Raw genomic sequence first — 25,646 nt, forward strand, 5'->3', positions numbered from 1 at the left:
TCAGACGATAAGGATGCTTTTCGTGTCACTCCGTGAAGAAATAGACATACGACCCGTTGGACGATTACAAGTTGTCGTACTTGTTTTATGTATCTTGTGCTCAGCTGTGGAAGGAATAGACATCATCGCCATGTCGATCGCCGCAGTTCCTCTGAGTTCAGAATGGCAGTTGAGCGGCGCTACAACGGGCCTCCTGCTTTCGACCGGATCGGTCGGGATGCTGCTCGGAGCTGTTCTAGTGGCGCCATCCGCAGACCGATACGGGAGACGCAATCTTCAACTGTTCTGCATCGCTCTTGCTGGGTTGGGAATGGTCCTATCCGGTGTTACCTCCTCTTCCGAGTTTCTAATGGCAACACGGTTTCTTACCGGTATAGGAGTAGGTGCAGTCATCCCCATCCAAGCGCTAATAGTCGGTGAATTCTTTCCATTGCATAGACGGGCGACCGCGATCGGACTATGCGTAGTTGGCACGCCGGCTGGCTCCGCAATCGGGGGAGCAGCGGGAGAGTATCTAATAACGCACCTCGGGTGGCGTTCAATATTCTTCGCAGGGGGAGCAGCGACCCTAATGGTCCTCATCGCGTTGTTCCTCCTACTTCCCGAAACGCCGGATTTTCTTGATTCCAGTCGGAAAAGAAGACAGCATCAACCGTCGCGAGAGCGACTGGAACGATTTGTCCGGACCACAGAACCATTCGATCCAAGCACCATGCTCAGAGTCTCCTCTAATCGCGAACATGGGAGGTCAGCAGATCTCAGTTTGAAATCAATAGCGATGGTCATTCTTGCGATCGCGTTTGTTATGATTAATGGTGCCTACTATATGGCAAACCTATGGTTGCCCCAGTTGCTAGTGCTTTCTGGGATCGGGGATGGCGAGAGCGTACGCGCAATAACATTCTTTTCGATAGGCGGGGCAGTAGGAGCTCTCTTATTCTCGGCTTTAACGACACGCTACTCTGCGTTTGCAAGTTGCTTGGGATTATTGGCCGGCGGGATCGCGGCTTTTATCGCACTTTCTATGGTGACTGCAAGCGTGGCGACAATTTACGCACTTTCCTTTGTCCTGGGAATGTGCATGCTGGCAGTGTTGGGAAGTCTTTCGGTGCTTGCGCTATTACTCTTTCGGACGGAGGTTCGGGCGTCGGCAGTAGGCATAGGAGGCGGTGCGGGGCGCATCGGCGCAATCCTTTCGCCACTTGGTGTCGGGCTTCTCGTTGATGCAGGATGGAGCTCCTACTCAATATTTCGGCTTGCATCAGTGCCAGCCATAGTCGCTTTTATCTGTATTTTTGCTGCTGGAGTCTTGAGGAGCAGGAAAATGCCGGAAAGGCGGACAAAAGGTAGCGAACCTGCTTGAAGCAAATACTTTTATATAGAGAGGTTATCGGTCCTAAAGTTCCGACTTGGGAAGGACCCCATAACTGTCTACTGACCTTGGTCAGGATAGTATTACGTACTCAAATAGACGAATTTTCGATAATCACTAATAGTTGGATGAGAAGGAGCTTAGTAGTGTTAGAAGTCAAGCGAGTATCGAACCGTCTGATGGTGTTCGACACTAAGAGCGAAGGAAAGTTCCCAATTGCGGTTCGAGTCGCCGATCACGTATTCGCGCCCGGAGTTTTCATTAGTGAAGCACCTGCTTATGGGCCAGGAGAATGGTCGCAGCGTCTTTGGTCTAACGACACCTACACATACGCGAAAGAAGTGCTTTCGGCGCTGAACTGCCCGAGCTCCGGAATCCTTCACCTTATTCAGTATATGACGGACGACAGAACTATGGTCACGGCTAGCTATCCGGGGAGGCAGTCTCTGTTTGGCGACGAGTTGCCGTGTACGACTGCGATTGGAGTTTCTGATTTGGCGACAAGGGCGGGATACATGCAGTTGGACATCGCGGCGTATGCTGGGTCAGCAGCCGTAGTTGAGCGGACGCGTGGTGCGGACGTATTGCTGTTCTCTGAGAGCATCGAAGTGGCTGGCGACTTGTATTTTGCCGGTGTTACAGTAGGTGACGCCGCGGCATCTGCTGATCTTTCTAGGTGGGCTAGCGTTCCCAGTCAAGATGCAGTTGAATGGTTGTTCAGGGAAAAGCTAACGCCGCGCCTGGACGCTGAAGGCTGTAGCGTTAACGACATAACAGTATTGCATTGCCATCTGAAGAATCTTGCGCGCGAGGTTGCTCCCGTGGTTTCTGCGTTGAAATCAATATTTCACAATGAACTTCCTGTGCTGCAGTTTAGTCCGGCTTCGCAGCTGCATTGGCAAGATGGGAGAATCGAGATAACTGCTATGGCTACTCGATCTGCTGATCGAGATATGAGCAGTTTAGCGTCGAAAGATCCCTCTGTGTGGGGCGGGCCTAGATCTTCTCGCATTGGTGACTTCGTGCATACTGCCACATGTCTTGCCGGCCCGCGCTGCCAAGAGCAAGTTCCAATGAGCTATTACACGAATCCCGTTGCCCTGGAGACGCGCGACATTTTGACTCAGATCGAAGAGATTTGTGCATTGTACGAACGGTCAATTGCTGATCTGGTGCGGCTGCGCATTTATCTCAAGGACATCAACAACGCGTCGGATGTGTTCGCTGCGATTCACGATATGGTTGGGGACAGTGTCGCTGTCTCATTCGTCGGTGATCGTTCTCCCGATTCATTTATAGACGGATGCTCGGTTAGTGCCGACGCTGTATTTTATTGCCCCTAGCTTTAGCTAGTCTTTCGGGCATTTGCGCGCAACGTGTGCTTCTAGCTGTGGATGTGGGCGTACCGTCGTTCTCCGCAACTTGTGGTCTGGCGGGACGCTAAGGGGCGTCTCGTCGGTCCGCACACGATTGTTTTCGCCGCTGGGAGCTGATTGCATTTGTGGCGAGGGAGCTACGCAGAAGGCTGTCAACCGATCAACGGAATGTGAGACGTGGTATTCGCGTGGGGAGGGATTCTCTCTGAGAATCGGAAAAGTTGGTTGCAGACTTCTGTGCAACGAATAGGCATTGACTCTACCGAGAAGTCGGTTGTGGGTTGGCTCTGTGCTTTCGGAGTTTGGTCTTTTTCGAAGGGTGACTGGCCTTTCCGGATTGAATCGGCTTTTCCAGAGCAAGGCGAGTCGCTGCCCGGATAGATTCCGAGGTCTTTCGAAGATGGAAGTTCTCATCGAGTCCATCCGGGCAGCAATTCAACCTAGCCTGTAGCGGCGACCTCATCACCCGTCGCAGAGCTATCCTGGATTACTGTCCCAATGCGACGACGTTTCGTGCTGGCGATATGATGGCTATGCAAGGATCCGCAACAATATAATGCACGAGCCTTTTGGGCCACCGTTTCGTGACACTCCACATCCGCCTCCACCGCTACTGATGCGTCGATTGCGGCCAGGTTCGGCGCCTTCACCGCCGAGACCTGTAGTTGCTGCTTGCTTCGTCAGCACATCAGCGGTCGTGTGTGGCGTCCTGCGTGACCAATACAAAAGGTCTCTCGCTCGACCGCGGCGCCCAGTAGTATCCTGCTGAACACGGTGACGCGCCTAGTCGAGAACATCACCGAGGTCGTCGACAGGCACGGTTGGGTCGAATGGCGAGCACGAAGCAATCATAAAATCAGCTGCTGTCGTAGCATGACTCTCTGATTGTCACCTCTCCTTAAATCAGTCCCGCCGTCGATTAGCGATTTCTGTATAGTTTGTTGGAATGCCCTATTCGCAAGCGAGAAACGGCACAATCAGAGTGACCTGAGTGTAGATAGAATTATTCACCGATAAGGGTCGGCTGGAGTACAGGCATGTACTTGTACCTATTCAGAACGGCGCCGGGTAATCTCCGCCATCCCGGACCAGTCCAGTGCCTTGAGATCTGGATCTTCGCAGGCTTCGGCGAAGATCTGCCGAAGAACTGGTGCACTAGGTAATGAAGAGCCGACTTCGACCGCTGCTTGCTCTGTCAAGGCCAGATCTTTGAGTCCGAGATTCATGGAGAATCCAACAGGGGAGTACGCACGATCGGCTATCATAGGTCCGTAACCAGTGTATGCACTTCCAGTGAATGCTGCATCAGTGAGAATGTCGACGAACTGTTTGCCGTCGACTCCTCCACGTTCCATTAGCGTGACTGATTCCGCGAGTGCCTGGAGGGCGTGGATTAGATTGTAGTTGACACCGATCTTGACGAGGTTGGCTAATGCAGGTTCCGCCCCGATTCTCCAGATTCGTTTGCCTAGAACCTGTAAGTACGGTTCCACTATATCGAGGATTCGTTGTTCTCCAGCAGAGACAATGTTCAATTGTCCAGTTCTGGCAAGATTCGGTCGACCGAGAACAGGTGCAGAGACATAGTCAATTCCATTGCGCTCGTGCCGTTTGCTGATTTCTCGGGCAGTTTGAACGCTGACCGACGCCATATTGACGTGAACTTTTCCGTGAGCGTCTGCGAGTGTCTCCTCCGAGAAAACGGCCTCCACAGCCTGGTCGTTTGAAAGCATCGAGAATGTTAATCCTACAGACATGGCGGCGGCTGGAGACTCCGCCGTGATTGCGCCTTTAGCTTCTAAACGAGCGGCTGGCGCGTCTGAACGGTTCCAGATATGAACCCGATATCCAGCCTCCAAGAAACGGCAGGCCATGGCCGCTCCCATAGTGCCCAAGCCGATAAAGGCGACGTCAGTCATCTTTGTTCTCCTTACGAGTAGGGGTTACGGTTGAACGAGCATTTTGACCGCGGGAGGATTTCCCTCGGCCATTGGGCGAAGCGCGCCGTCGACCACGTGTTCGATTGCTATTGGTTCAGGTGCAATAGACTTCCAACGACCTCTCCGAGAAGCCACGAGCCGTGCAGCATCGACGAAGTCTGTTTCGCGGACGAGAGCATTTGTTCCCGACAGTGAGAGTTCCCGTAGAGTCAAACGTGCAAGGTCTACTTCACGGAGCTTTTTATGGATCCCCACTTGAACTATCTGTGTCCCAGGGGGTGAGACCTCAAGCGCGACTTCTAAGCCGCTCACGGACCCTGTCACTTCATAGAAGATTGGTATGGCATGGCCAATTTCGGCCGCGATTCTAGCTACGGTGTCTGTTCCTCCACCAGTGATTACTCTGTTCGCTCCCATCTCGCGGGCGAGATTAAGACGCTCCTCCGACAGGTCTACCGCAGTCACCACCGCGCCAAGTTCGACGAGAGCATGAACAAGGAAAGCGCCAATGCCGCCAATTCCTTGAACCACGGCGCAGTCGCCAGCCTGGACCTTGGCACGCCGCATCGCGTGTACTGCTATAGCCATTGGCTGGAAGAGTGCTGCTTCGTCTGCCCCCACGCCAAGTTCTCCCGCATCAATACAACTTTCGACCGGAGCTGTGACGTAAGCGGCGAGGGCGCCGTCTCTATAAACACCGACAGAGGAATAGTCCCGACATAGGTTAGAACGATTCGAGGTACAGGCAACGCACTCCCCACATGGTTGTGCCCCACAAGAGCCAACTAATTTTCCGATCCAGCTCTCCGAGACGCCGTGGCCCACGTCGACGACTGTTCCTGAAAACTCGTGTCCTATGATCATTGGGCCGACATGACCGCTGACACGATGCGCGTGTGCAACTGGAAACAATTTAGGCCCAACAGACCATTCGGTAGCATCAGTTCCGCAGACGCCGACGACAGCGGTGCGCAAGAGTACTTCGCCAGCGGCCGGCGTAGGAACCGGTCGCTCCTCTATACGGAGGTCGCGCCGTCCGTGAAGGACTGCAGCCCGCATTGTACTTGCGAATCCCAATTCTCCAGTCTTGGACATCATTGTCTCCTTGTAGTCGTGTGCTTTGAAGATCGCGCTTCGGCGAAAACTTCAGGATGCTTTGCTAACTCCATTCGACTGCGTCGAATGTGCGTGGCCAATGAAGAAGTAGCCTCATGTTCGTCTCGCCGCCTAAGTGCTCCAACAATAAGTTGGTGGTCGTGGTGGAGACTGAGGTCGCCACCTGTGTAATACAGTCGGGTGACCGCTCGACGATAATGTTGAGTCCGGTTCCAGAGAGAGAGCACCGTCTCGGCTAGGACGACAGTTGGGGCGTACCGGAGACGCGAGAGGTGGAACTCTCTGTCCATCGTCAAGAACGACTCGACGTCGTCGCATGCTTCCATCTCATTGGCCAAACTCTGCAACTCGTCGATGTCGGCGTCTTTGATTAGCGGCACGTTGAGACCCAGCAACATGGGTTCGAGATGCTCTCTCATATGGTAGAGCTCTTGGCATTCGAGCTGGTTAAGCTCAGAGACCCAGGATCCTCTGTTAGCGATCATGGTGACTAGCCCCTCATTCTCTAGCTTGAGGAGTGCTTCACGCACGGGCACACGGCTCGCCCCATGATGCTCTGCAATTTCATCTGGACGTATGCGTTCGCCCGGTACATACAAACCTGCAAGGATGTCCTCGCGGAGTTTTTCTGCTATGTGAGCGCCGGTCGCTCCGTGATCGATCGTTAAAGAAGCCAAAGGATCTCCCTAATCTCGGACAGGGTGGGCAGGGTGCCAGAGCAAGCGTTCTGCCCCTTGCTCGTACGCTTTCCCCTGCGGGTAGCTTACGAGCTCGAATTGTAGGCCCCATGGACTTCGAAAATAGACCCACTTCTGTCCTTGCGCCGCCTCTGAGCTCGGCGATGGTTCCCCCATTATCTCCACATTCTTGCTCCGCAAGTACTGAATCGCCTCGTCAATATCGTCCACATAGAGCGCGATGTGGTGCCCGCCCGGGTCGCTGTTGCGGAGTGGCGGTCCCGGCAGATCTGCGGGTTCGTAGTGGAAGACTTCGAAGTTGGCGCCGTTCCGCAAGCGGTAAAAACGGATCGCTCTGATCACGGTATCGGGATGCACACCGAGGTGTACCTGCATCCAGTCATCCTCTGCCTGTTTCGGCCCGAGTTCATAAATGAAGTCGCAGCCGATCACGTCAACGAGGAACTCGTGGGCGGCCTCCATGTCGGGGACATTGAAACCTATGTGATCTGTGCCTTGAAGTCCTGGCACACCACTGAGACTGTTCGACGACACTACTCCTCCTCGAGGTCAAGGTTCACCTGATTGGATAATATCAGGTTCGTTCCGATGCGAATATACCTGATTCGACCCTCTTGAGGCGTTGAATTGTATTAAATCTGTGAGTATGGTGTTCTTCACAAAGACGTCAGAGGCGAAGAACTATAGAAAGTTGCAAACATGGCAAAGAGGCGCCGGCTGCAGACAGATGCCGACTGGACGGAGATCAAATCGACTGCTGCGGATTGGCGGTCGGCAGATCCGCAGTTGCTCAAGACGATGCTTTCCGAAATGCATCTGATCCGAGCGTTTGAAGAAACGGTGCTTGATCTCGCGAGCGAGGGCCTTGTTCACGGCCCTGCCCACTCGAGCATCGGTCAAGAAGGCGGAGCGGTCGGTTCGATTGCTTCGCTACGCTCGACAGATGCAGTGAACGGTTCTCACCGGGGGCACCATCAGTTCCTCGCTAAAGCGCTGACACATGTCTCGAAAGGGGACCTTGATCCGACTGCGGACTACAGTGCGGAGGTCGAATCCGTCGTTCACCGGACACTGTCAGAGATCCTGGGCCTCAGCGAGGGATTCTGCCGTGGTCGGGGAGGGTCGATGCACTTGCAATGGTTCGAGGCCGGGGCGCTGGGAACGAACGCCATCGTGGGTGGCGGTGCCCCGATTGCAGCAGGCAATGCGTGGGCTCAACTGCACGATGGGACTTCAGACGTCACAATCAACTATCTGGGAGATGGAGCCTCACAAATCGGGTCAGTTCTCGAGTCCATGAACCTGGCAGCGACATGGAAGCTACCGCTTGCTTTCTTCATCGAGAACAACCTCTACGCTGTCTCAACTCGAGCTGACGAGATCTCTGCAGACCCGAGATTTTCTGTCCGGGGCCAGGGCTTCAGCATCCCATCGTGGCGTGTCGACGGCATGGATCCACTAGCCGTTCATATTGCCACGACTGAGGCTGCCAAGAGGATGAGAGCGGGAGAGGGACCTGTCATCATCGAGGCCGAGGTCTACCGCTATTTTCATCAGAATGGTCCGTACCCAGGCAGCGCATTTGGCTACAGGAGCAAGGGAGAGGAAGAGGAGTGGAAGGAGCGCGATCCGCTATCACTGATGCGTCGAAAGATGATCGAACTCGATCTGATCTCCGATGCGGAGGTATCTGACCTCCAAGAACGGTGCAAGGAGGTCATGAGCACAACGGTAGATCAATTGATCGAAGCGGATCCGGAGAATCGCGGAAAACGAAGGATCAGGACCAACCTTTGGCCTTCGCCTGACTTCGTCAACGTCGGGGTTCGTGGGGACGCGAGTGAGTTGGAAGGTCTGCCGACTCTGGAAACGGCGAGCTCGGAGCGTCGAGAAGTCAAGTTCGTCGGTGCCGTCGCAGAAGTCATGAACCGTCGAATGCATGACGACGAACGTATCGTTGTACTAGGCGAAGACGTGCACAAACTCAACGGTGGAACCAACGGCGCGACGAAGGGGCTCATCAAAGAATTCGGCAGCGGACGAGTGCTCGGTACGCCGATTAGTGAGAACGCCTTTCTCGGTTTGGCCGGTGGCTTAGCGCTCGACGGGCGGTTCCGACCTGTAGTCGAATTTATGTATCCCGATTTTGTCTGGGTCGCCGCCGATCAGGTATTTAACCAGGTCGGTAAGGCTAGACACATGTTTGGTGGGGACAACCCTGTGCCTCTTGTACTTCGAACCAAAGTCGCAATGGGCAGCGGTTATGGCTCCCAGCATTTGATGGATCCCGCAGGGATCTTCGCAACGAGTCCAGGCTGGCGAATTGTAGCCGCCTCTAACGCCACCGACTATGTCGGTCTGATGAACGCGGCACTGGCACTGGAGGATCCCGTGTTGGTTATCGAGCACGTCGATCTCTACGGGAAGAAGGACACAGTCCCGGCCGGCGACCTCGACTACATCATTGCCCCTGGCAACGCCGCAGTTGTGCGGGAAGGTAACGATCTCACGGTGCTGACCTACCTTTCCATGGTTGAGCATTCGCGCGAGGCGATTGAGCAATCGCAGATCGACGCAGAACTTATTGATCTGCGGTGGCTCGACAGGGCCTCGATTGGCTGGACGACGATAGAAGCAAGTATTCGCAAGACCAATGCCGTGCTCATCGTCGAGCAAGGTGCCCAGGGAACTTCCTACGGCGGATGGCTGGCGGATGAGATCCAGCGCCGATTCTTTGACTGGCTCGACCAGCCAGTTGCCCGAGTCAGTGGTCAGGAAGCATCCCCGAGCATCTCGCGAGTCTTGGAGCGAGCGGCAATAGCAAAAACGGAGGAAGTCATTCACGGACTCGAGTCTGTACGGCGCGGATTTGGAGAGGTCTGACATGGGGACAGTTGTTCGAATGCCGGAAGTGCTAGCTGGAATCGACGAAGCGGCTATCCAGAACTGGCTAGTGTCCGAAGGCGACTCAGTATCAGTGGGTCAACCGCTTGCGGAAATCGAGACGGAGAAAGCCGTCGCCGAATATGAATCTGAGATTGAAGGCGTAGTGGCCCGCATTCTGGTCTCGGCGGGCGAGGATGTCTCGGTTGGGACTCCCATACTTGCAATCGGAGACGATACCGACGATGCGTCTCGAGTAGATGCTGCTTTGGAGCTTGAAGTGCGAACCGAACCGACCGGTTCCTCTGCACAATCTGCTTCAAGCGTTCGGCCAGACCCCGAGGCCCCAAAGACTGAACCTCTGCAGCCGGCTTCATCTGCTCGATACGCCGGACCAAGAGTTTTCGCTAGCCCCCTTGTCCGGAGACTGGCTGTTCAGAACGATGTCGACGTTTCGGAGATTCAAGGTACCGGCCCAGGCGGGCGAGTGGTGCGACGGGACATGGAGCGCTTTCTAGCCGCATCAGAGGGATCCGAAACTCCGAGCTCTAATTCGGACGATCAGGGCGAACGAACTGATTCCGATCCTACTGAGCAGTCAGACGAATTCACCGACGTGCCAAACGATCGAATGCGTCGAGCTATCGCGCGACGCTTGACAGAGAGCAAGTCGACAATTCCTCACTTTTATCTTTCGGCAGAGTGCCGAATGGACGAACTGTTGGAGCTGCGCTCAAAGATCAACGCTATCGCCACGCGAAAAGTCTCAGTCAACGACCTCATCGTGAAGGCAGTCGCGGCAGCATTCGAAGAAGTTCCAGATGCTAACGCTATTTGGAACGGAGACACGATTCGTCGCTACTCAAGCGTGGACATATCCGTCGCTGTCGCAACCGACGGTGGGCTGGTTACTCCAGTCGTGAAATCTGTCGACAAATTGTCAATCAGTCAGATCGGTCTGGTCGTGGGAGACCTCGCGGATCGCGCACGTTCCGGGGGGCTCAAACAGCACGAGATTGTCGGCGGGAGCTTCGCGGTATCAAATCTTGGCATGTATGGGACAAGAGAGTTCACAGCCATTCTCAATCCTCCGCAGTCCGGAATCCTGGCAGTGGGCGCCGCCGAACAGCGTGCAATCGTCGTAGAGGACGGCTCCGTTGAAGCCCACCGAATGATGACGGTTACTCTGTCCGCCGACCACAGGGTGATCGACGGCGCACTGGCTGCGAAGTGGATGGCGGCCTTCAAACAGCACATCGAAAACCCGATGTCGATTCTATTGTGAAGAGACAGGAGAAGGTGAGTAATAGATTCAGCCAGCGGGATCAAGCGGAGACTGATGTCTCTCCCCGCCAACCACAACGTGGAAGACCTTTGAACACGAAAGCGGACTATAACCATTCCCGAGGCGGTCGGCACCAGCCGGTCGTCTGACATAAGAATTATGAAAGGTAAAGGACGATGAAGCCTACAGGTACTCAAGGAACGATGTCAGTTGATTGGGAAGCGCGCATCGACTTTGAGCGTCTTCGTAGCGAGCGGCTCGCTAAGTTGCGCGCGCAGTTGGAAAAATCGGATATGGGTGCCATTCTCGCATTCGATTTCTCCAACATTCGTTACATGACGGCCACGCACATAGGCACATGGGCGATGGACAAACTAATCAGATTCAGTCTTCTGACGCGCAACTCCGACCCTATTTCGTGGGACTTCGGCTCCGCAGCGAAGCATCACGAGCTATATAATCCCTGGCTCAACCAGACCAGCATGGAAATGGATGCCCACCCGCACGCACCCCATCACGGAGCCATTAAGCCGCGCGAGGAAAACGGAGCACGGGCAGGCGTCTCTGTCCTTCGCGGAGCTTTCCACCCAGACGCTGGAATCGCCGAATCGCTCGCAAAGAGGATTAAGCGTGAGCTGGAGAAATTCGGGCTTGCGGACGAGGCATTGGGCGTCGACGTCATTGAGCTCCCCATCATGTTCGCATTGCAGCGCGAGGGGATCACGGTTGTCGACGGACAACAAGTGTTCATGGAGGCTCGGCGAGTAAAAACGTCCGATGAGATCGGACTGTTGTCGCAAGCCGCTTCCATGGTCGATGCCGCCTACGAAGATCTCTACGAGTTCCTCCGCCCGGGTGTCCGCGAGAATGAGGCAGTCGGCTTAGTCGCCAACAAACTCTACTCGCTTGGCTCTGAATACGTTGAAGGAGTGAACGCGATATCAGGCGAGAGGTGCGCGCCACACCCACATGTCTACTCCGACAGGCTTATCCGCCCCGGTGACCCTGCATTCTTCGATATCCTGCACAGCTTCAATGGATACCGGACTTGCTACTACAGGACGTTCTCTGTCGGGTCAGCCTCACGTGCTCAGCGGGATGCATATGTCCGCGCTCGTGAGTACATGGATGCGGCAATAGCTCTTGTCAAGCCGGGTGTCACGACTGCGGACATCGTTTCAGTCTGGCCCAAAGCTCAGGAATTCGGATTCCCGGACGAAGAGGCAGCGTTCGCACTTCAGTACGGCCATGGAGTCGGTCTGTCGATTTGGGAGAAGCCGATCTTCTCCCGATTGGTCTCCTTTGACCATCCAGAAGTAATCGAAGAGGGAATGGTGTTTGCTCTGGAGACATACTGGCCGGCCTCTGACGGCTGGGGCGCGGCTCGCATCGAAGAAGAACTCGTCGTCACGGCCGACGGATGTGAAGTGATCACGAAGTTCCCCGCGGAGAATCTCATGGTGGCAGGTGGACAACGCTACTTCACTGTCGACGGCCCGATGAATTTGACCCGCGATTCGCAATCGCATCTGAACTCTCCGCTATTCACAGCCAACAACGATTCCTCAAGCATCTAGCAACGCACCATCCATCCAGCTGGGCGGTCAATCGACCGCCCAGCTGCCCATCACCAACGGAGTTGATATGTCATTCACACACAAGCGAACCCTGTCGGCGCGCAACCTGATGTCTGTACTCACAGCTGGCGCACTACTAATTTCGGCATCTGCCTGCTCCTCCGATTCGACTTCGTCCGAAGACCAGGTAGAGGGCTCGGGACACATCGATGGCGACGGAAAGTCGATCGTGGCGTTCATGCCGTCGACAGCGACGATCTATATGAAGGACTGGGCCGAGTCTGCCAAAGACGAAGCTGATGCGCTCGGATACTCGCTGAAGATATTCGAAAGCAAGGCGGACCAGTCAGAGCAGGACCAGCAGGTACAACAGTTCCTGGCCACTGGTGAGGACCCTGCCGCTTTCATTTGGTGGCCGTCAAACGCAAAAGCGGGTATCAATTCATCGCGTCTTCTGTCGCAAGTCGCTCCGGTAGTCCAGACGAATCAGGATGTCCTAGCTGAAGGCAGAGACTACATCACGGCCTACGCCGGAGTGAAAGCCTATGGAATTGGTGAAGCGATGGGTGAAATGGCCATTGAGGCACGCTCCGAGATCGACGAGCCGCATTCACCGGAAGGAAACACTCTCGAATTCACTTTCCCCGCCGGCTACCAATCTGGGATCGATAGACAGAAGGGCTTCAAAGCTGCGACGAAGAATGAACCGTTCAAGATCCTGCAGAGCGAACCGAATGCTCAAGGTTTTGACTCTCAAGGAACGTTCAAAACAGCCAGCCAAGTGGTTCCGAAGTACTTGAATAAGGGCATTGACATCGTTACCGCGCAGAACTTGTCGATGGCCGCCGGCGCTAACACAGCATTGGAACAGAACGGTCTAGAGCCGGGCAAGGATGTCATCGTGATCGCAGGTAACGATGCAGGCGACAAAACTCCTCTCAAGGATGGCTCAGTGTATTCAGCTGTTATCCAATCGCCGGTCATCGAAGGAAAGGTATCGGTCCAGACCGTGGCCAAATACATCGCCACTGGAGAGGTCACCGACGAGACAGTCGATCTTGAGGTAACCGACGAGGAACCCGAGCTCAAGGTCGAGCCGCCCGCAAAAACGACGTATATGCCCAACCCGCCCATCAAGGCTGATCAGATCGACGACTTCAAGTTCTGGGGTCTCTCATATGAACAGCTCGGCTCACAGTAGAGCTCAACGGGGAGAAAAGAGGAACCATGACTGGAGAGAACCCGCGTCTGCGTGCAACTGGTCTAAGTAAGCGCTACGGGGCAGTCCGAGCGTTGACCGACGTCGAGTTCACCATCCAACCCGGAGAGATCGTCGCGTTGCTGGGAGAGAACGGTGCCGGAAAGAGCACGCTTGTCAAAGTACTTTCGGGACTTGTTACGCCCGATGAAGGGACAATCGAAATTGACGGTGTTCCAGTGGACCTTTCGTCCAGCAGCAAGTCCCAGGCGGCTGGAATAGCTGTGGTTCAGCAAGAGTACAGCACCGTAGGGGCGTTGACTATTGCCGAAAATCTTGCGCTCGGTAGTAACGAGGCGCCCTTCTTCTGGACCGGACGCAACCTAAGAGCTCGCGCAAATGAGCTCCTGGCAGAGGTTGGGCTCAGCCACCTAGATCCACGCACTTTGGTTGAAGAGCTATCGGTGGCTGAAATGCAATTACTCGAGATCGCCCGAGTGCTGGCGCGTGATGCACGTATCGTAATCTTCGACGAGCCGACTGCAGCTCTTTCTGACACAGAGGCTGCACGCGTTCTTGATGTTGTGCGCCGCCTCGCGTCGAGAGGCATCTCGATTATATATGTAACTCATCGACTCCCAGAGGTCTTCGCGATCAGCGAGAAAGTAGCCATCTTCCGCAACGGACTTTCCCAGCCGTCCGTAGTGACAGCGAAAACGAACGTGGATGAGGTAATCGCTCTCATGCTTGGTCGGCGACTAGGCAGCCTCTTTCCGGAAAAGGCAGAGTCCTTCGGGTCCGAACGAATTCGCTTGGAAAATGTTCACGTAGCTGGTCTGCGTAAGCCAGTGAGCTTCGTAGCAAGACAGGGAGAGATTTTGGGCTTGACAGGTCAGTTAGGTTCCGGCGCCGATCTTATTATCAAAGCAATCGGTAGTGAGACCGAAATACTCACCGGAACGATATCGATCGATAACGAAGTGTTGCACGCACGTACACGCGCTGCCGGAATTCGAGAGGGCATCGCCTATGTGACTTCAGACAGAAAGCGGAACGGGATATTCGCGGGCCTTTCGATTCTGATGAATCTATCCGCCTCTTGGCTCAAACGCATATCTTCGGCTGGAGTGCTCATCAGCCGTAGAGAGCGTGAAAAGTCGACAGAGTACGCATCGAGCTTCACGATCGACGTAACGAGGCTGGGAGCAAGCGTCGGGCAACTTTCGGGAGGCAATCAGCAGAAGGTTGTTCTCGCAAGATGGCTAGGCAATGAGCCCCGGGTCTTTTTAGTGGAGGAACCCACGCGAGGTGTGGACGTAGGCGCACGCGCTGATATTTACCGGAAGTTGCGAGAGCTTTGCGATCGCGGGATGACGGTGATTGTCACTTCATCGGATACTGCGGAGATCTACGGCCTGTGCGACACAATCGGCACTTTCTACCACGGAGAACTTGCGGAGATGCGGCCAGCAGATGACTGGACCGAAGACCGTTTGGTTGCTTCCGTAATGAATAGGAGCGAGTGACCAGTGAATACTTCAAGTCTTGCAGACGCGAGCGGAACCTCAGCACTGAAGCCCAAGCTCGGAGGCCGAAAGACGGCCGACATCATCACACGGTGGTCCTTGCCATCACTATTAGTTCTCATTATCGCAATCGCGACAGTGAGTACTCCGGGCTTTCTTTCTTTTGACAATATCCGAGGAATTCTTCTTAACACCTCAGTGATCGGAATCGCTGCGGTGGGGATGACCGCCGTCACAATGTCAGGAAATCTGGTGTCTCTGGGAGTCACTCAACAAGGAGTCCTGGCCGCGATTTCCTTCCTCGGACTGCTCTCCTTCGGCGCTAACGTCTGGCTCGCCGGCGGCGCGACCCTGGCCTTGCTCGCAGCGATTGGAGCAATGCAGGGGGCAGTCATATCAGTTGGTCTTAATCCCATGATCACTACTTTGGCAGTAGGCGCCGTAATATTTGGCTTAGCCACTGTCGTGACTGGTGGCGATGTTGTGTCCGCTCCGGGAGCCGACTACCGATGGATCGCGCTTAACAGCCCGCTCGGACTGCCACTGCCGATCTACATCTTCGTGGGGTTCACCATCATCGCGATCTTCTGTATCGACAAGACAGTTAGTGGACGCGAAGTCCTACTCGTTGGAGCGAATAGGGCGACTGCTCGACTAAGTGGACTGTCCCACTCCCGTGCAACGATTGCGGCGTTTATCCTGTTTGGCGTTGGCACCGCTCTATCAGGAATAGTCGTCGCTGCACAGGCGGGCCAAGCGACGACGCTTGACTTGGCAACGATGACTTCAGATGTGATCGCGGCTGTCCTCGTAGGTGGTACCGCTATTCAAGGCGGCTTCGGTTCACCCACCCGCTCAGCCCTTGGAGCATTAACGATCGCAATCTTCGGCAACGTCATGGTCCTGCACGATTTTGAACACGGCTGGCGCTTGGCGTCCGTGGGCGCCCTCGTTGTGCTTATGGTCTCCCTACTTCATGTACTGCGAAAGAAGGCGATTTGAAATGAGAGCTCCTGTCATGTCCTTAGAGTTCTTGCGGGACTACGGTCTACGCTTAGCGATTCTTGTCGCCGCCATCGCGATCTTTCTAATTGCGTCTCCAGGTTTCAGGTCAGAATCATCGCTTTTCGCTGTAGTTGAGCAGATGACTTTTGTCGGGGTTGCATCGGCTGGCCTCGCAGTCACCATGATCGCTGGGGAATTGGACCTATCTGTCGCCTCTATGGCCTCGATGATGGGGGTAGTTGCGGTCAGAATGGGGGAATTTGGATTGGTGGCTGGCATTCTCAGCGCGTTGCTGGGCGGTGCATTACTCGGTGGTATACAGGGCTTCGCAATTGCGAAACTCGGCATCAATTCGCTTGTGTTTACCACTGGCACTCTAATTCTTTTCAGCGGCTGCGCATACATCTTCGCTGGTGGCCAACCGATCGTGCTCGACGACTTTACGGTAACTGACCCACTGCATACACGACTGCTCTTTTTGTCCCCGAGCAGCACAATTGCGATCGCTTGCCTCGCTATCCTCGGACTCTTCCTAGCCTACACACGTCCTGGACGAAACATTTATGCGATCGGTGGTTCGCGAATAGAAGCGACTGCGGCCGGCGTGCCGGTGAGGTCGTCGCTGACCCTGGCGTTCATGGCCTCTGGCGCGGGTGCCGGGCTTGCTGGCGGGATCACGTGCCTAAAAGGTGGAAGCGCAGCACCTGAAGGTTCAAGCGACTTGCTTCTACTCGCTGTCGGAGCTGCTCTGATTGGTGGAGTCGGTCTGTACGGCGGCGTCGGCAACGTATGGAACATGCTCATCGGTATTTTGATCGTCGGTGTCCTGACAGCAGGAATGGCAACCCTAGCGAGTCCGTCGTACATGCATTCCCTGGTCCTGGGGACGGCGCTCATTGTGTTGCTTCTCTCAGACTTCCTCCTTGATCGCGTCGTCAAGGCTCGGCGGCTTACAAAGAGAAGAGCGATGGCTGAAGCGGTAACGCAATAGTCGTTCAAACTGATTTGCACCTTGGTCTATACCTGCGTTACAAACCGCGTACCTGAATATACACACTAGGAGATTTCAAATGCCTATCGCCACAACGGACCCCGCGACTGGAATTGTTATCAGGGAGTACTCTCCGCATAATAACGACGAAGTCGACATAAAGATTGACGAAGCCCGAAGGGCTTTCGTCGCTCTTAAACACACCGATTTTCCCAAGCGGGCTGCGTGGATGCATAGAGCTGCGGACATGCTCGAGGCTGAATCGGAACATGTCGCAACGACTATCGTCAAGGAGATGGGCAAGCCCATTACGCAAGCGCGCGGTGAGGTAGCAAAATGCGTCACTGGGATGCGGTTCTACGCGGAACATTCACAAGAATTCTTGTCTGGCCACGAGTTGCCACGTCCAAGCGTCGTAGGAGCATCGTCTGCATCAGTCCGCTATCAACCACTGGGGACTGTCCTCGCTGTAATGCCGTGGAATTACCCACTATGGCAGGTCATTCGCTTTGCAGCGCCTGCATTGATGGCTGGTAATACCGGACTGCTTAAACATGCTTCCAATGTTCCGCAGTCGGCGTTGTACCTCGATTCACTGTTCGAACGCGCTGGCTTCCCAGCCGGTTGCTTTCGGACGCTTCTCATTCCAGCGTCTCGGGTTGAGGCAGTGGCACGCGATAGTCGAGTGGCTGCCGTTACTCTCACTGGTTCAGAACCTGCTGGCCGATCCATAGGCGCAATAGCCGGAGCGGAGCTGAAACCTTCCGTGCTCGAACTTGGCGGTTCCGACCCGTTCATTGTGATGTCATCCGCTGACATTAGCCGAGCAGTTGCGACTGCGGTAACTTCCCGAACGTCGAATAATGGGCAGGCATGTATCAACGCGAAGCGGTTTATCGTTCATGCTGATGTCTATGACTCTTTTGTCGATAAGTTTGTGGTGGCGATGGAGTCTCTCAAAGTTGGTCCGCCAATGGACGAAGAGACCGACGTCGGCCCAATTGCTACCTCAACAGGGCGAGATGAGCTTCACCAGCTGGTTGGCGACGCCCGAAAACACGGCGCAAAAGTCGCCACTGGAGGGGAAAAGCTTGAAGGCGGAGGTTGGTACTACCCACCTACAGTGATCACAGGTGTGACAAAGGGGATGCGCTTGTATGCAGAAGAAGCGTTCGGCCCAGTTGCTACCGTGTTTCGGGTTGCCGACCGACAAGAGGCGCTTGAGCTAGCGAACGACACAACGTTTGGACTCAGCTCGGCAGTTTGGACGCAAGATTCTGCAGAAGAGGCATTCTTTGTGGATGGTATTGAAGCTGGTGCAGTATTCGTCAACGGCATGTCTGTTTCATACCCTGAGCTGCCATTCGGCGGCGTGAAAGACTCCGGTATCGGTAGAGAATTGTCCGCCGAAGGCATCCGCGAATTCTGCAACCTGAAGACTGTGTGGCGCGGGTGATGGCGTACGTCTGGACCGCGCCAGAGCTGGACACTTCACTGTATTTCGGAGATCGCAGTTCATGAGTTCAGCCCCGCTTCGGGGAATTGGCTCGAGCCAGCTGTGTGTCGTGTGCTGCGACTTTAGAGATGAGGTAGTCCAAGATGGAATCACGTCAGGCCGAAGTCTTCCTGGCTGTGGTGGAGGAGCTGCATTTCGGTCGCGCCGCAGCACGTTTGAACATGACTCAACCACCGGTAACTAAAACTATCAAGAATCTCGAGAGGGAATTCGAGACTGAGTTGTTCGTGCGGTCGACACGGCAAGTATCGTTGACCGCGGCTGGTCTTGCGCTCATTGGTCCTGCTCGCAGGCTCCTCGATGCCGAGCTCGACGGACACCGTGCAGTTCGTGACGCGCTCGGCGGCAAAATAGGGGAAGTCCGTGTGGGTTTTGCAGGAGCTTCGACCTATTCAATGATAAGTAGGCTCGCGCGGCGCGTCCGACGCGAACAGCCAAGAGTCGGTCTAGTGCTCGAAAGCCAGAACTTTGCACAGGTTCTTATGCGCCGGATTGTCCGGGGAGAGATTGATATTGGTATGGGGCGCTGGGACTACATGCCGGCGTCAATAAGCAGCCAAGTTATCGCCACTGAAAGTTTGGTCATAGCGTTGCCTGTGTCGCACCCCCTCGCCGGCGAGAACAAAGTCCGAATTTGCCAGTTTGCCCACGAACCGTTTGTCGCTCTGCGCCCATTTCAGGGCTCGGTTCTCACAGATCGTCTCGAAAGGTTGGGAAGGAGTGAAGGGTTCGTCCCGGATATAGCCCAAGTTGCTCCGGATACTTGGACTGTATTGGCGCTTGTAGCTGCGGAGATCGGTCCCGCACTAACGCTATCAAGCGTTGCGGAGAACGTCTCTGACCCGCACGTGGCTTTTGTGCCTCTCGTTGACGAAACTCCGCCAGTGCAATTGCGAATGGCTTGGCGTCGAGATGAACCAGTGAAGCCCGTCGTTGCCCGAGTACTCAATATTGCCTCAGACGAGTTTGCAACTTAGTTTCGACTGTTCGAAATAGGCGGTTTCGTCGTCGAACGGGTAAATAAAGATAATAGACCTCGAAATTAGAATGCTTTCGGCTGATCTGTACAACTGGCGGACGCGTACTGAGAGATGTTCAGAGTTTTTTAGGCCCCGCTGCGCGTGGATTTGGATTGCCGGGTTAGCTGCGGGACATCATGCACCGAAGTACTGGGTGGCGATTCCCGTGGGAAATGTTCAGGAGCCCTCAGAACGAGCGGCTAGATAATTGTGATCGTATGCGAGCTAAATGCCCCAGAGATTAGAAACTCGCGTCGTTTGAGTCCGTTGCATGCTCTCGACCAGGAGTGGCTACGGAACCGTTGGGCTTCCTTTTGCTGGCTCATCCCAATCGGGGGTGTAGGAGTTGGGGTCTGAAGCCGCCGGTCTCGAGCAGGCTTCGGGCGATGTAGTTGGTCAGGTTGCGGAACCCGAGTGCGGAACCGCGCAGGTGTTCGAGCCGTCCGTTGAGTGCCTCGGTCGGCCCGTTGCTGGTGCCGGGTCGTTCGAAGTAGGCGAGCACGTCGGCGGCTCGCTTCTTCAGGGTCCGGCCCAGGGTGGTGAGCTCGGTGAGCACCTTGGGGACGCCGGCGCTGAGGTCGGTGATCAGCTTCTCCATGAGCTCGCGGCCACGTTGCCGGTCCTCGTGGCGATAGGCGGCGATCATCCGCTGGTAGACACCCCAGGCCGCCTCGACCTCGACGTGAGCGTCATCAACGAACAGCGCGCGTAGCCTGTCTCTCTGCTTGTCGGTGAGCAGGTCCGCGCCGGTGTGCAGCGTGCGCCGCGACTTGTAGAGCGGATCGTCCCTGAACCCACGGTGCCCGTGGATCGCGAGTTGGACCCGGCGCCGGCACCTGTCGAGGGCTTCACCGGCCAGGCGCACGACGTGGAAGGGATCCATCACCGTGACCGCGTCCGGGATCTCCTCCGCAGCGGCGGTCTTGAACCCGGTGAAGCCGTCCATCGCGACCACCTCGACCGCGTCACGGAAGGCGTCGTCGCGGTCGGCGAGCCAGGTCTTGAACGCCGCCTTCGACCGGCCCTCGACCATGTCCAGCAGCCTTGCTGGGCCGGCGCCATCGCGGACCGGGGTGAGGTCGATGATCACGGTGACGTACTTGTCGCCACGCCTGGTGTGGCGCCAGACGTGCTCATCGACGCCAATCACCTTCACGCCCTCGAACCGCGTGGGGTCGTTGATCAGCAGCCGCTTGCCTTCGGCCAGGACCGCGTTGTTGGCGGTGTCCCACGCGACCCCGAGTCCCTCGGCGACACGGGCGACGGTGAGGTGTGCGACCACGATCCCTTCCAGCGCCCACCGCAGCCCGGTGCGCGAGAGCTTCGCGCGTGGCTCCGCCGCGGCGCTGGTGTCTTGGCGCCACACGTGTCCGCAGTCTGCACAGCGGTAGCGGCGCACTACAACTTCCAGCACGGTCGGTCGCCAGCCCAGCGGCTCGTGGGCCAACCGCCGGATCACGGTGTCACGAGCAGCGCCTTCGCTGCCGCACCGTCGGCACCACTGATCTGGTTCCACCACGCGGCACGCGAGGACCGCACGATCCGGTTCAAGTCGTTGCCCGATCACGCTCAGACCGCGGCCGTCGAGTCGAGCGAAGGCGGTCAGGTCAGGGCGGCCGAAGCCGGGCGGCGGGGTAGCGTCGGGCACGTCGAGGTCTTTCCGATGGATGGCGTAGGAACCTCCATCGTCGGGAGACCTCGACGTCTATCTGCGGACCGACTCGGCGGGCCCGATCGTCTCGTGCGTTGGCGGACTACGGGAGCTTGGACGCGAGGACGTCGGCCGCCAGGATCTCGGGTGCTGCGCCGAGGAGGTGCTGGTTGGCCATCAGGGCTGCGACGATGGCGCCGTTGGCGTGGGCGTCGCGAGCGGCTTCGTCGGGGAATGCATCGAAGATCCAGAAGGTGTCGGCGTGGGTCCTGACCGCGAACCAGACAATCGTTCCTACTTCTTCGTTGGCGAGTGCGACAGCGCCGGCGAGCAGATCAGCGACCGCGTCGTGCTGTCCATCGGCCGCGACGATCTTGGCGACGAAGGCATACGGAAGTGATGCGGGTGTGGACATGAGGGACTCTCCTTGACGTCGGGGTTCTTCGTGGGACGAGTTCAGCGTATGACGAGCGAGGGCCGGTGGGGAGTGGCGTATACGGCAGTATTGCTATTGTTTACGTCATGCGTATCGGACTGATCGCGATCGACGGCTGCTTCGGTTCGGCTATCGCGTCGATCATCGACATCGTGCGGGTGGCCGACGGAGCCCGCGGCGATGTCGACCCGCGGATCGACCCAATCGAACTCGCCATCCTCGGACCGAAACGGCGAGTGACCACGACGGCATCGATGACCCTGTCGGTGGACCACCCGCTGCCGGAGTCCGGAGAGTTCGACGTGGTCGTCGTCCCTGCGCTTGGAACCCTCACGGCCGCCGCGACCCACGACGCCCTCCAGAGCCGAGATGCTCGTTCGGTCATCGCCTCGCTCGGGCGCCTCGACGACGCGACCACCCGGATCGCCGCGGCGTGCACCGGCGTGTTCGCCGTCGCCGAGACAGGACGGATGCATCATCGGCGGGCGACGACCAGCTGGTTCCTGGGGCCGGAGTTCCGGAAGCGCTATCCGACCGTCGCCCTCGATCTCGACACCATGGTCGTGGTCGACGGGAACCTCGTCACCGCCGGCGCCGCCTTCGCCCACATCGACCTCGCGCTCTCACTCGTGCGATCGATCAGCCCCGACCTGGCCCAACATGTCGCCAAGCTCCTCATCATCGACGAGCGCCCGTCGCAGGCGGCTTTCGTCGCCTACGAACATCTCCGGCACGAGGACCCGATCGTCGTCGAGTTCGAACGCTTCGTGCGCGCCCGCCTGGACGAACCGTTCAACGTCGCCTTCGTCGCGCAGTCGCTCGGCACCAGCCGGCGCACCCTCGAACGACGAGTCCGTGCGGCGCTCAACCTCACTCCGCTCGGCTTCGTCCAACGGCTTCGCACCGAACGAGCTCGACACCTCTCAGCAACCACGGACCTCACCTCCGCCGAGATCGCGCTACGGGTCGGCTACGCAAACGCCGAGACTCTGCGCTCCCTCCTGCGCAGGGAGCGACGCCGTTCCTGACCTATCGCCATGCCTGTAGCCGGTGTGCTAGTGCTCGGTTGGAACCACCTCTCAGCACGTCGCGTCGACGCTCCTGCGTCGCCCCTGGACTACCCACTCGACACGCCCGCAGCACAGCCCATGTGACGTGCCCCGGCTTCCCGGACGGTCGGGGTTGGGTGGCTGTGATGTCGCTGCGTTCTCGTCGAGAGGGTCAGCAGACCCGATCAGAGCCGATTGGGATGAGCCGCGAAGGCGGTTAGGTCAGGGCGGCCGAAGCCGGCCGGCGGGGTAGCGTCGGGCACGTCGAGGTCTTTCGGGTGGATGGCGTAGGAACCTCCATCGTCGGGAGACCTCGACGTCTATCTGCGGACCGACGCGCCCGGCCGACCTACACCTTCATCTGGGAAGAGCCCTTTTGCTTCGCTGTTCTTGAGAGCTTGCCTGAAAACCGCAATTGCCGGACCTGGCGAATTTGCATAGTTGCTTTTGATCCCATTAAACCGTTAAGCGGTAGACCTATTCCCCTGAGGCAATGAAGTCGTCCCTGACGCATTGCCTCAATTCGTGGTGCGCTGCGAGCAGTTACACGGCAAAGATTCGAGGTCAGCTTCATATGACTCAGAATTGAGACATTCCTCCCCTTGTCACCATTCGTAGACTCGAGTTCCAGGTCGTAGCTGATCGTCGATGGCTGGCATCGACACTGCGGCCCTAATGTGAAAGCGAGCGGCACAAATGGAACAGCGAGTGACATTCAACAGCGACGGCGAGACTCTGGTGGGCACGCTCTTCCGCCCTGATGGAGCGACTGGCCCACTGCCCACCGTAGTTGCAGGAGGAGGGTGGTGCTATGTGAAGGAGATTGTACTTCCACACGTTGCACGGATCGTAGAAGAACAGGGTGTCCAGTTTCTTGGATTCGATTACCGCGGGTTCGGGGAGAGTAGCGGCGATCGGCGGCAGCATATCGATCCCTGGGAGCAAATCTCCGACTATAAGAATGCCCTGAGTTATGTGGAGAATCGTGACGATGTCAATTCAGAGAAGCTAGGAGCCTTTGGGATCTCATACAGCGGGGGTCACGTACTCGTTCTTGCTGCTACTGATCCTCGAGTGAAGTCAGTGGTAGGGGTTGTTCCTGTAGTCGAAGGCTACGACAATATGCGCCGCGCTCACGGCGAGATCAACTTCGCCAAGCTCGAAGATTTCATCCTTGACGATCGACGTGAACGCGCTAAGGGAAACGCTGGCAATTTCCTCCCGATGAGCTCACCCACGCCATCGACTCAGCTGTCGACTTGGCCCTTTCCCAACATTGGTGAGGTATTCCACCGTCTCAAGGAATCGGGGGAAGCCGAGCGACACATCCACGAGAGCACTGTGGAGTCGACAGAATTGTTGCTCAACTACTCGGTTTTTCCCTACCTGAGTCGCATTCTTGACACGAAGGTCATGCTCATCGTCGCCGAAGGCGACAACATCACCATGTGGGATCGCGAAATAGCTGCCTTCAATGCTGTCGCATCACCGCACAAACGCCTCGAACTCTTACCCGCAGTTAGTCACATGAGTCTCTACTCCGACCGTGCAGACACAAACGTCGCAGCCGCGGCCGCTGCAAATTGGTTTGCCCAAGCCTTCGAGCCGGTCGCCTCGAATCTGAAAGATGCCTGAGCTGCAGGTTCAGCTCCAACTCGCACTTGCGCCCTGTCTCAGGCGCGACTCAAAGGAGAGAAGAATGCGAATTCCAAAGCGATGGATCGTGCTGATTGGTTCGTTCCTTGCCTACATGTTCGATGCGCTCGAATTGTCTATCCTGTCCTTGGCCCTACCCGCAATGCGCACAGACCTTGGCATCGATGTCGTGCAAGGCGGCTGGCTAGCAACGGTGACGTTGCTTGGAATCGGCGTAAGCTCGGTGACAATCGGAAGACTGGCAGATCGATACGGGCGTAAACGTGCGCTCGTGTGGTCATTGTCGATCTTCGGCACTCTCACAGCACTAGTGTTCTTTGCGCCAAATTTCACCACCATCCTTATACTTCGTTTCCTTTCTGGACTCGGACTCGGCGGGGTATGGGCGATCGTGTCAACTTACGTGGTGGAGACTTGGGCGCCTGCCAAACGCGGACGTGCAGTGGCGTTCGTGCTTAGCTCGTTCGCTATTGGCGGCTTGCTCGCTGCTCTAATTGCTAACATCGGAGGAACTGACTGGCGAATCATGTTTCTTATCGCCGGGTTGAGCGCGGTTGTACCAGTTCTCTTCTGCGGACTACTTTTCACCGAATCTGAGGCCTGGCTCGCCAGCTCGGCTGGCCAGCGCCGAAACTCGCCAACTCATGAGAGTGCTCCTGAGCTAAAATATCGATTCCGGGATCTGTTCGGTCGGCGCTATGCCCGTAATACCGTTGTTGGGACACTAGTCTGCGCATTTGCGCTTCTCGGGTTTTGGGGCGCAAGCGCTTGGCTGCCAACCTTCCTGGCCGAAGAACGAGGGGTGCCCGGAGATACGGTCGCAGTCTTTGTCGCGGTGTTGAATATTGGGTTGTTTGTTGGATACAACGCTTTCGGCCTGATAGCAGACTATATAGGTCGTAAACGTGCTCTTATGATTTCCCTCATCGGCGTCGGAGTGGTGCTACCTCTTTATGCCTTTACTGCAGATGAAACCACTCTGTTAGTGCTCGGTCCGGCATATGCATTTTTCGCCGTGTTTACTGGCATACTTGGCAGCTATCTCGGCGAACTATTCCCAACCGAATTGCGGGCGACCGGAGTCGGCTTCGCGTTCAACATTGGCCGCGGAATCTCGGCTCTCGCGCCACTATTGCTCGGATACATCGCAGCCGGACATGGCTTTGGCTTTGGCTTCATAATCTGCGGTCTCTGCTTTTTGGCATCTGGAGTTCTCGTGTGTTTCCTGCCGAACACATTTACTCGACGGGATAGGAAATCAAACTCTGTTCGTGATGTTGGACTCAACGAGGAGAAAGGAACAGTATTGTCGTGACGGCCTTAGAGACCAGTCCGCCCAGGCGGACACGCGC

20 protein-coding genes and 1 pseudogene are annotated in these 25,646 nt (G+C 56.4%); 14 read left to right on the plus strand and 7 right to left on the minus strand.

Features of this window, described 5'->3' with window-relative positions; genetic code table 11:
• Positions 1-13: 13 nt before the first annotated feature.
• Both HX613_RS03190 and HX613_RS03195 read left to right on the plus strand, forming a co-directional pair.
• Positions 14-1,363 carry an MFS transporter gene (locus tag HX613_RS03190; protein WP_268826558.1) on the plus strand — a complete coding sequence of 450 codons (1,350 nt, stop codon included), beginning with the start codon at positions 14-16 and terminating at the stop codon, positions 1,361-1,363.
• Positions 1,364-1,518: 155 nt separating this feature from the next.
• The gene (locus HX613_RS03195; protein WP_235344042.1) at positions 1,519-2,715 is read left to right on the plus strand and encodes a hypothetical protein; all 1,197 of its coding nucleotides are present in this window, start codon (positions 1,519-1,521) and stop codon (positions 2,713-2,715) included.
• 1,082 nt (positions 2,716-3,797) lie between these two features.
• On the opposite strand, the gene HX613_RS03205 is transcribed toward HX613_RS03195, so the two are convergent.
• From HX613_RS03205 to HX613_RS03220, 5 genes and pseudogenes are all read right to left on the minus strand, one after another.
• A complete protein-coding gene (locus HX613_RS03205; RefSeq protein ID WP_235344043.1) occupies positions 3,798-4,667 on the minus strand; it encodes an NAD(P)-dependent oxidoreductase in 870 nt (289 codons plus the stop codon).
• Between the two features lie 24 nt (positions 4,668-4,691).
• The gene (locus tag HX613_RS03210; protein ID WP_235344044.1) at positions 4,692-5,309 is read right to left on the minus strand and encodes a zinc-binding dehydrogenase; all 618 of its coding nucleotides are present in this window, start codon (positions 5,307-5,309) and stop codon (positions 4,692-4,694) included.
• Between the two features lie 27 nt (positions 5,310-5,336).
• A pseudogene (locus HX613_RS22970) lies at positions 5,337-5,786 on the minus strand (alcohol dehydrogenase catalytic domain-containing protein); the annotation flags it as partial.
• Positions 5,783-6,481 carry a GntR family transcriptional regulator gene (locus tag HX613_RS03215; protein ID WP_235344045.1) on the minus strand — a complete coding sequence of 233 codons (699 nt, stop codon included), beginning with the start codon at positions 6,479-6,481 and terminating at the stop codon, positions 5,783-5,785. The gene HX613_RS03215 and the pseudogene HX613_RS22970, both read right to left, overlap by 4 nt.
• A gap of 9 nt (positions 6,482-6,490) precedes the next feature.
• Positions 6,491-7,036 carry a VOC family protein gene (locus tag HX613_RS03220; protein ID WP_328284886.1) on the minus strand — a complete coding sequence of 182 codons (546 nt, stop codon included), beginning with the start codon at positions 7,034-7,036 and terminating at the stop codon, positions 6,491-6,493.
• 165 nt (positions 7,037-7,201) lie between these two features.
• On the opposite strand from HX613_RS03220, the gene HX613_RS03225 reads away from it, so the two are divergent.
• The 9 genes from HX613_RS03225 to HX613_RS03265 all read left to right on the plus strand — a co-directional run bounded on the left by HX613_RS03225 (position 7,202) and on the right by HX613_RS03265 (position 19,460).
• Entirely contained in the window at positions 7,202-9,385 is a 2,184-nt protein-coding gene (locus HX613_RS03225) for an alpha-ketoacid dehydrogenase subunit alpha/beta (protein WP_235344047.1), read from the plus strand.
• Positions 9,386-9,404: 19 nt separating this feature from the next.
• A complete protein-coding gene (locus HX613_RS03230) occupies positions 9,405-10,670 on the plus strand; it encodes a dihydrolipoamide acetyltransferase family protein (protein ID WP_235344048.1) in 1,266 nt (421 codons plus the stop codon).
• A gap of 203 nt (positions 10,671-10,873) precedes the next feature.
• Entirely contained in the window at positions 10,874-12,247 is a 1,374-nt protein-coding gene (locus HX613_RS03235; protein ID WP_235344049.1) for a M24 family metallopeptidase, read from the plus strand.
• 67 nt (positions 12,248-12,314) lie between these two features.
• Positions 12,315-13,448, plus strand: a complete 1,134-nt coding sequence (locus HX613_RS03240; RefSeq protein ID WP_235344050.1) for a sugar ABC transporter substrate-binding protein — start codon at positions 12,315-12,317, stop codon at positions 13,446-13,448.
• A gap of 26 nt (positions 13,449-13,474) precedes the next feature.
• Positions 13,475-14,971, plus strand: a complete 1,497-nt coding sequence (locus HX613_RS03245; RefSeq protein WP_235344051.1) for a sugar ABC transporter ATP-binding protein — start codon at positions 13,475-13,477, stop codon at positions 14,969-14,971.
• 3 nt (positions 14,972-14,974) lie between these two features.
• On the plus strand, positions 14,975-15,973 hold the full coding sequence (locus HX613_RS03250) for an ABC transporter permease (RefSeq protein WP_235344052.1): 999 nt from the start codon (positions 14,975-14,977) through the stop codon (positions 15,971-15,973).
• A 16-nt stretch (positions 15,974-15,989) separates the two neighbouring features.
• Positions 15,990-16,967, plus strand: a complete 978-nt coding sequence (locus tag HX613_RS03255; RefSeq protein WP_235344053.1) for an ABC transporter permease — start codon at positions 15,990-15,992, stop codon at positions 16,965-16,967.
• Positions 16,968-17,046: 79 nt separating this feature from the next.
• Positions 17,047-18,423, plus strand: a complete 1,377-nt coding sequence (locus HX613_RS03260) for an NADP-dependent succinic semialdehyde dehydrogenase (protein ID WP_235344054.1) — start codon at positions 17,047-17,049, stop codon at positions 18,421-18,423.
• 143 nt (positions 18,424-18,566) lie between these two features.
• Positions 18,567-19,460 (plus strand): LysR substrate-binding domain-containing protein, encoded by an 894-nt coding sequence (locus tag HX613_RS03265; RefSeq protein WP_235344055.1) that lies wholly within the window; start codon positions 18,567-18,569, stop codon positions 19,458-19,460.
• Between the two features lie 364 nt (positions 19,461-19,824).
• On the opposite strand, the gene HX613_RS03270 is transcribed toward HX613_RS03265, so the two are convergent.
• Together HX613_RS03270 and HX613_RS03275 are read right to left on the minus strand one after the other, a co-directional pair.
• Positions 19,825-21,150, minus strand: coding sequence for an ISL3-like element ISPfr2 family transposase (locus HX613_RS03270; RefSeq protein WP_235344056.1), 1,326 nt, complete (start codon positions 21,148-21,150; stop codon positions 19,825-19,827).
• 106 nt (positions 21,151-21,256) lie between these two features.
• Positions 21,257-21,568, minus strand: a complete 312-nt coding sequence (locus HX613_RS03275) for a putative quinol monooxygenase (RefSeq protein WP_033107114.1) — start codon at positions 21,566-21,568, stop codon at positions 21,257-21,259.
• 107 nt (positions 21,569-21,675) lie between these two features.
• Here HX613_RS03275 and HX613_RS03280 point away from each other — a divergent pair, with 107 nt between their 5' ends.
• The 3 genes from HX613_RS03280 (at position 21,676) to HX613_RS03290 (ending at position 25,609) form a co-directional block, all read left to right on the plus strand.
• Positions 21,676-22,617 carry a GlxA family transcriptional regulator gene (locus HX613_RS03280; RefSeq protein ID WP_087136509.1) on the plus strand — a complete coding sequence of 314 codons (942 nt, stop codon included), beginning with the start codon at positions 21,676-21,678 and terminating at the stop codon, positions 22,615-22,617.
• A gap of 729 nt (positions 22,618-23,346) precedes the next feature.
• Positions 23,347-24,273, plus strand: a complete 927-nt coding sequence (locus HX613_RS03285) for an alpha/beta hydrolase (RefSeq protein WP_235344057.1) — start codon at positions 23,347-23,349, stop codon at positions 24,271-24,273.
• A gap of 64 nt (positions 24,274-24,337) precedes the next feature.
• A complete protein-coding gene (locus HX613_RS03290; protein ID WP_235344058.1) occupies positions 24,338-25,609 on the plus strand; it encodes an MFS transporter in 1,272 nt (423 codons plus the stop codon).
• The last annotated feature ends 37 nt before the right edge of the window (positions 25,610-25,646 follow it).

This window comes from Brevibacterium sp. UCMA 11754, from assembly GCF_021532275.1.
In the GTDB taxonomy this organism is placed as follows: domain Bacteria; phylum Actinomycetota; class Actinomycetes; order Actinomycetales; family Brevibacteriaceae; genus Brevibacterium.

Coding starts and splice junctions, on each gene's coding strand:
- HX613_RS03265 (WP_235344055.1), top strand. CDS start 18,567: ATGGAATCACGTCAGGCCGAAGTCTTCCTGGCTGTGGTGGAGGAGCTG.
- HX613_RS03290 (WP_235344058.1), top strand. CDS start 24,338: ATGCGAATTCCAAAGCGATGGATCGTGCTGATTGGTTCGTTCCTTGCC.
- HX613_RS03260 (WP_235344054.1), top strand. CDS start 17,047: ATGCCTATCGCCACAACGGACCCCGCGACTGGAATTGTTATCAGGGAG.
- HX613_RS03255 (WP_235344053.1), top strand. CDS start 15,990: ATGTCCTTAGAGTTCTTGCGGGACTACGGTCTACGCTTAGCGATTCTT.
- HX613_RS03205 (WP_235344043.1), bottom strand. CDS start 4,667: ATGACTGACGTCGCCTTTATCGGCTTGGGCACTATGGGAGCGGCCATG.
- HX613_RS03240 (WP_235344050.1), top strand. CDS start 12,315: ATGTCATTCACACACAAGCGAACCCTGTCGGCGCGCAACCTGATGTCT.
- HX613_RS03245 (WP_235344051.1), top strand. CDS start 13,475: ATGACTGGAGAGAACCCGCGTCTGCGTGCAACTGGTCTAAGTAAGCGC.
- HX613_RS03275 (WP_033107114.1), bottom strand. CDS start 21,568: ATGTCCACACCCGCATCACTTCCGTATGCCTTCGTCGCCAAGATCGTC.
- HX613_RS03235 (WP_235344049.1), top strand. CDS start 10,874: ATGTCAGTTGATTGGGAAGCGCGCATCGACTTTGAGCGTCTTCGTAGC.
- HX613_RS03190 (WP_268826558.1), top strand. CDS start 14: ATGCTTTTCGTGTCACTCCGTGAAGAAATAGACATACGACCCGTTGGA.
- HX613_RS03230 (WP_235344048.1), top strand. CDS start 9,405: ATGCCGGAAGTGCTAGCTGGAATCGACGAAGCGGCTATCCAGAACTGG.
- HX613_RS03225 (WP_235344047.1), top strand. CDS start 7,202: ATGGCAAAGAGGCGCCGGCTGCAGACAGATGCCGACTGGACGGAGATC.
- HX613_RS03280 (WP_087136509.1), top strand. CDS start 21,676: ATGCGTATCGGACTGATCGCGATCGACGGCTGCTTCGGTTCGGCTATC.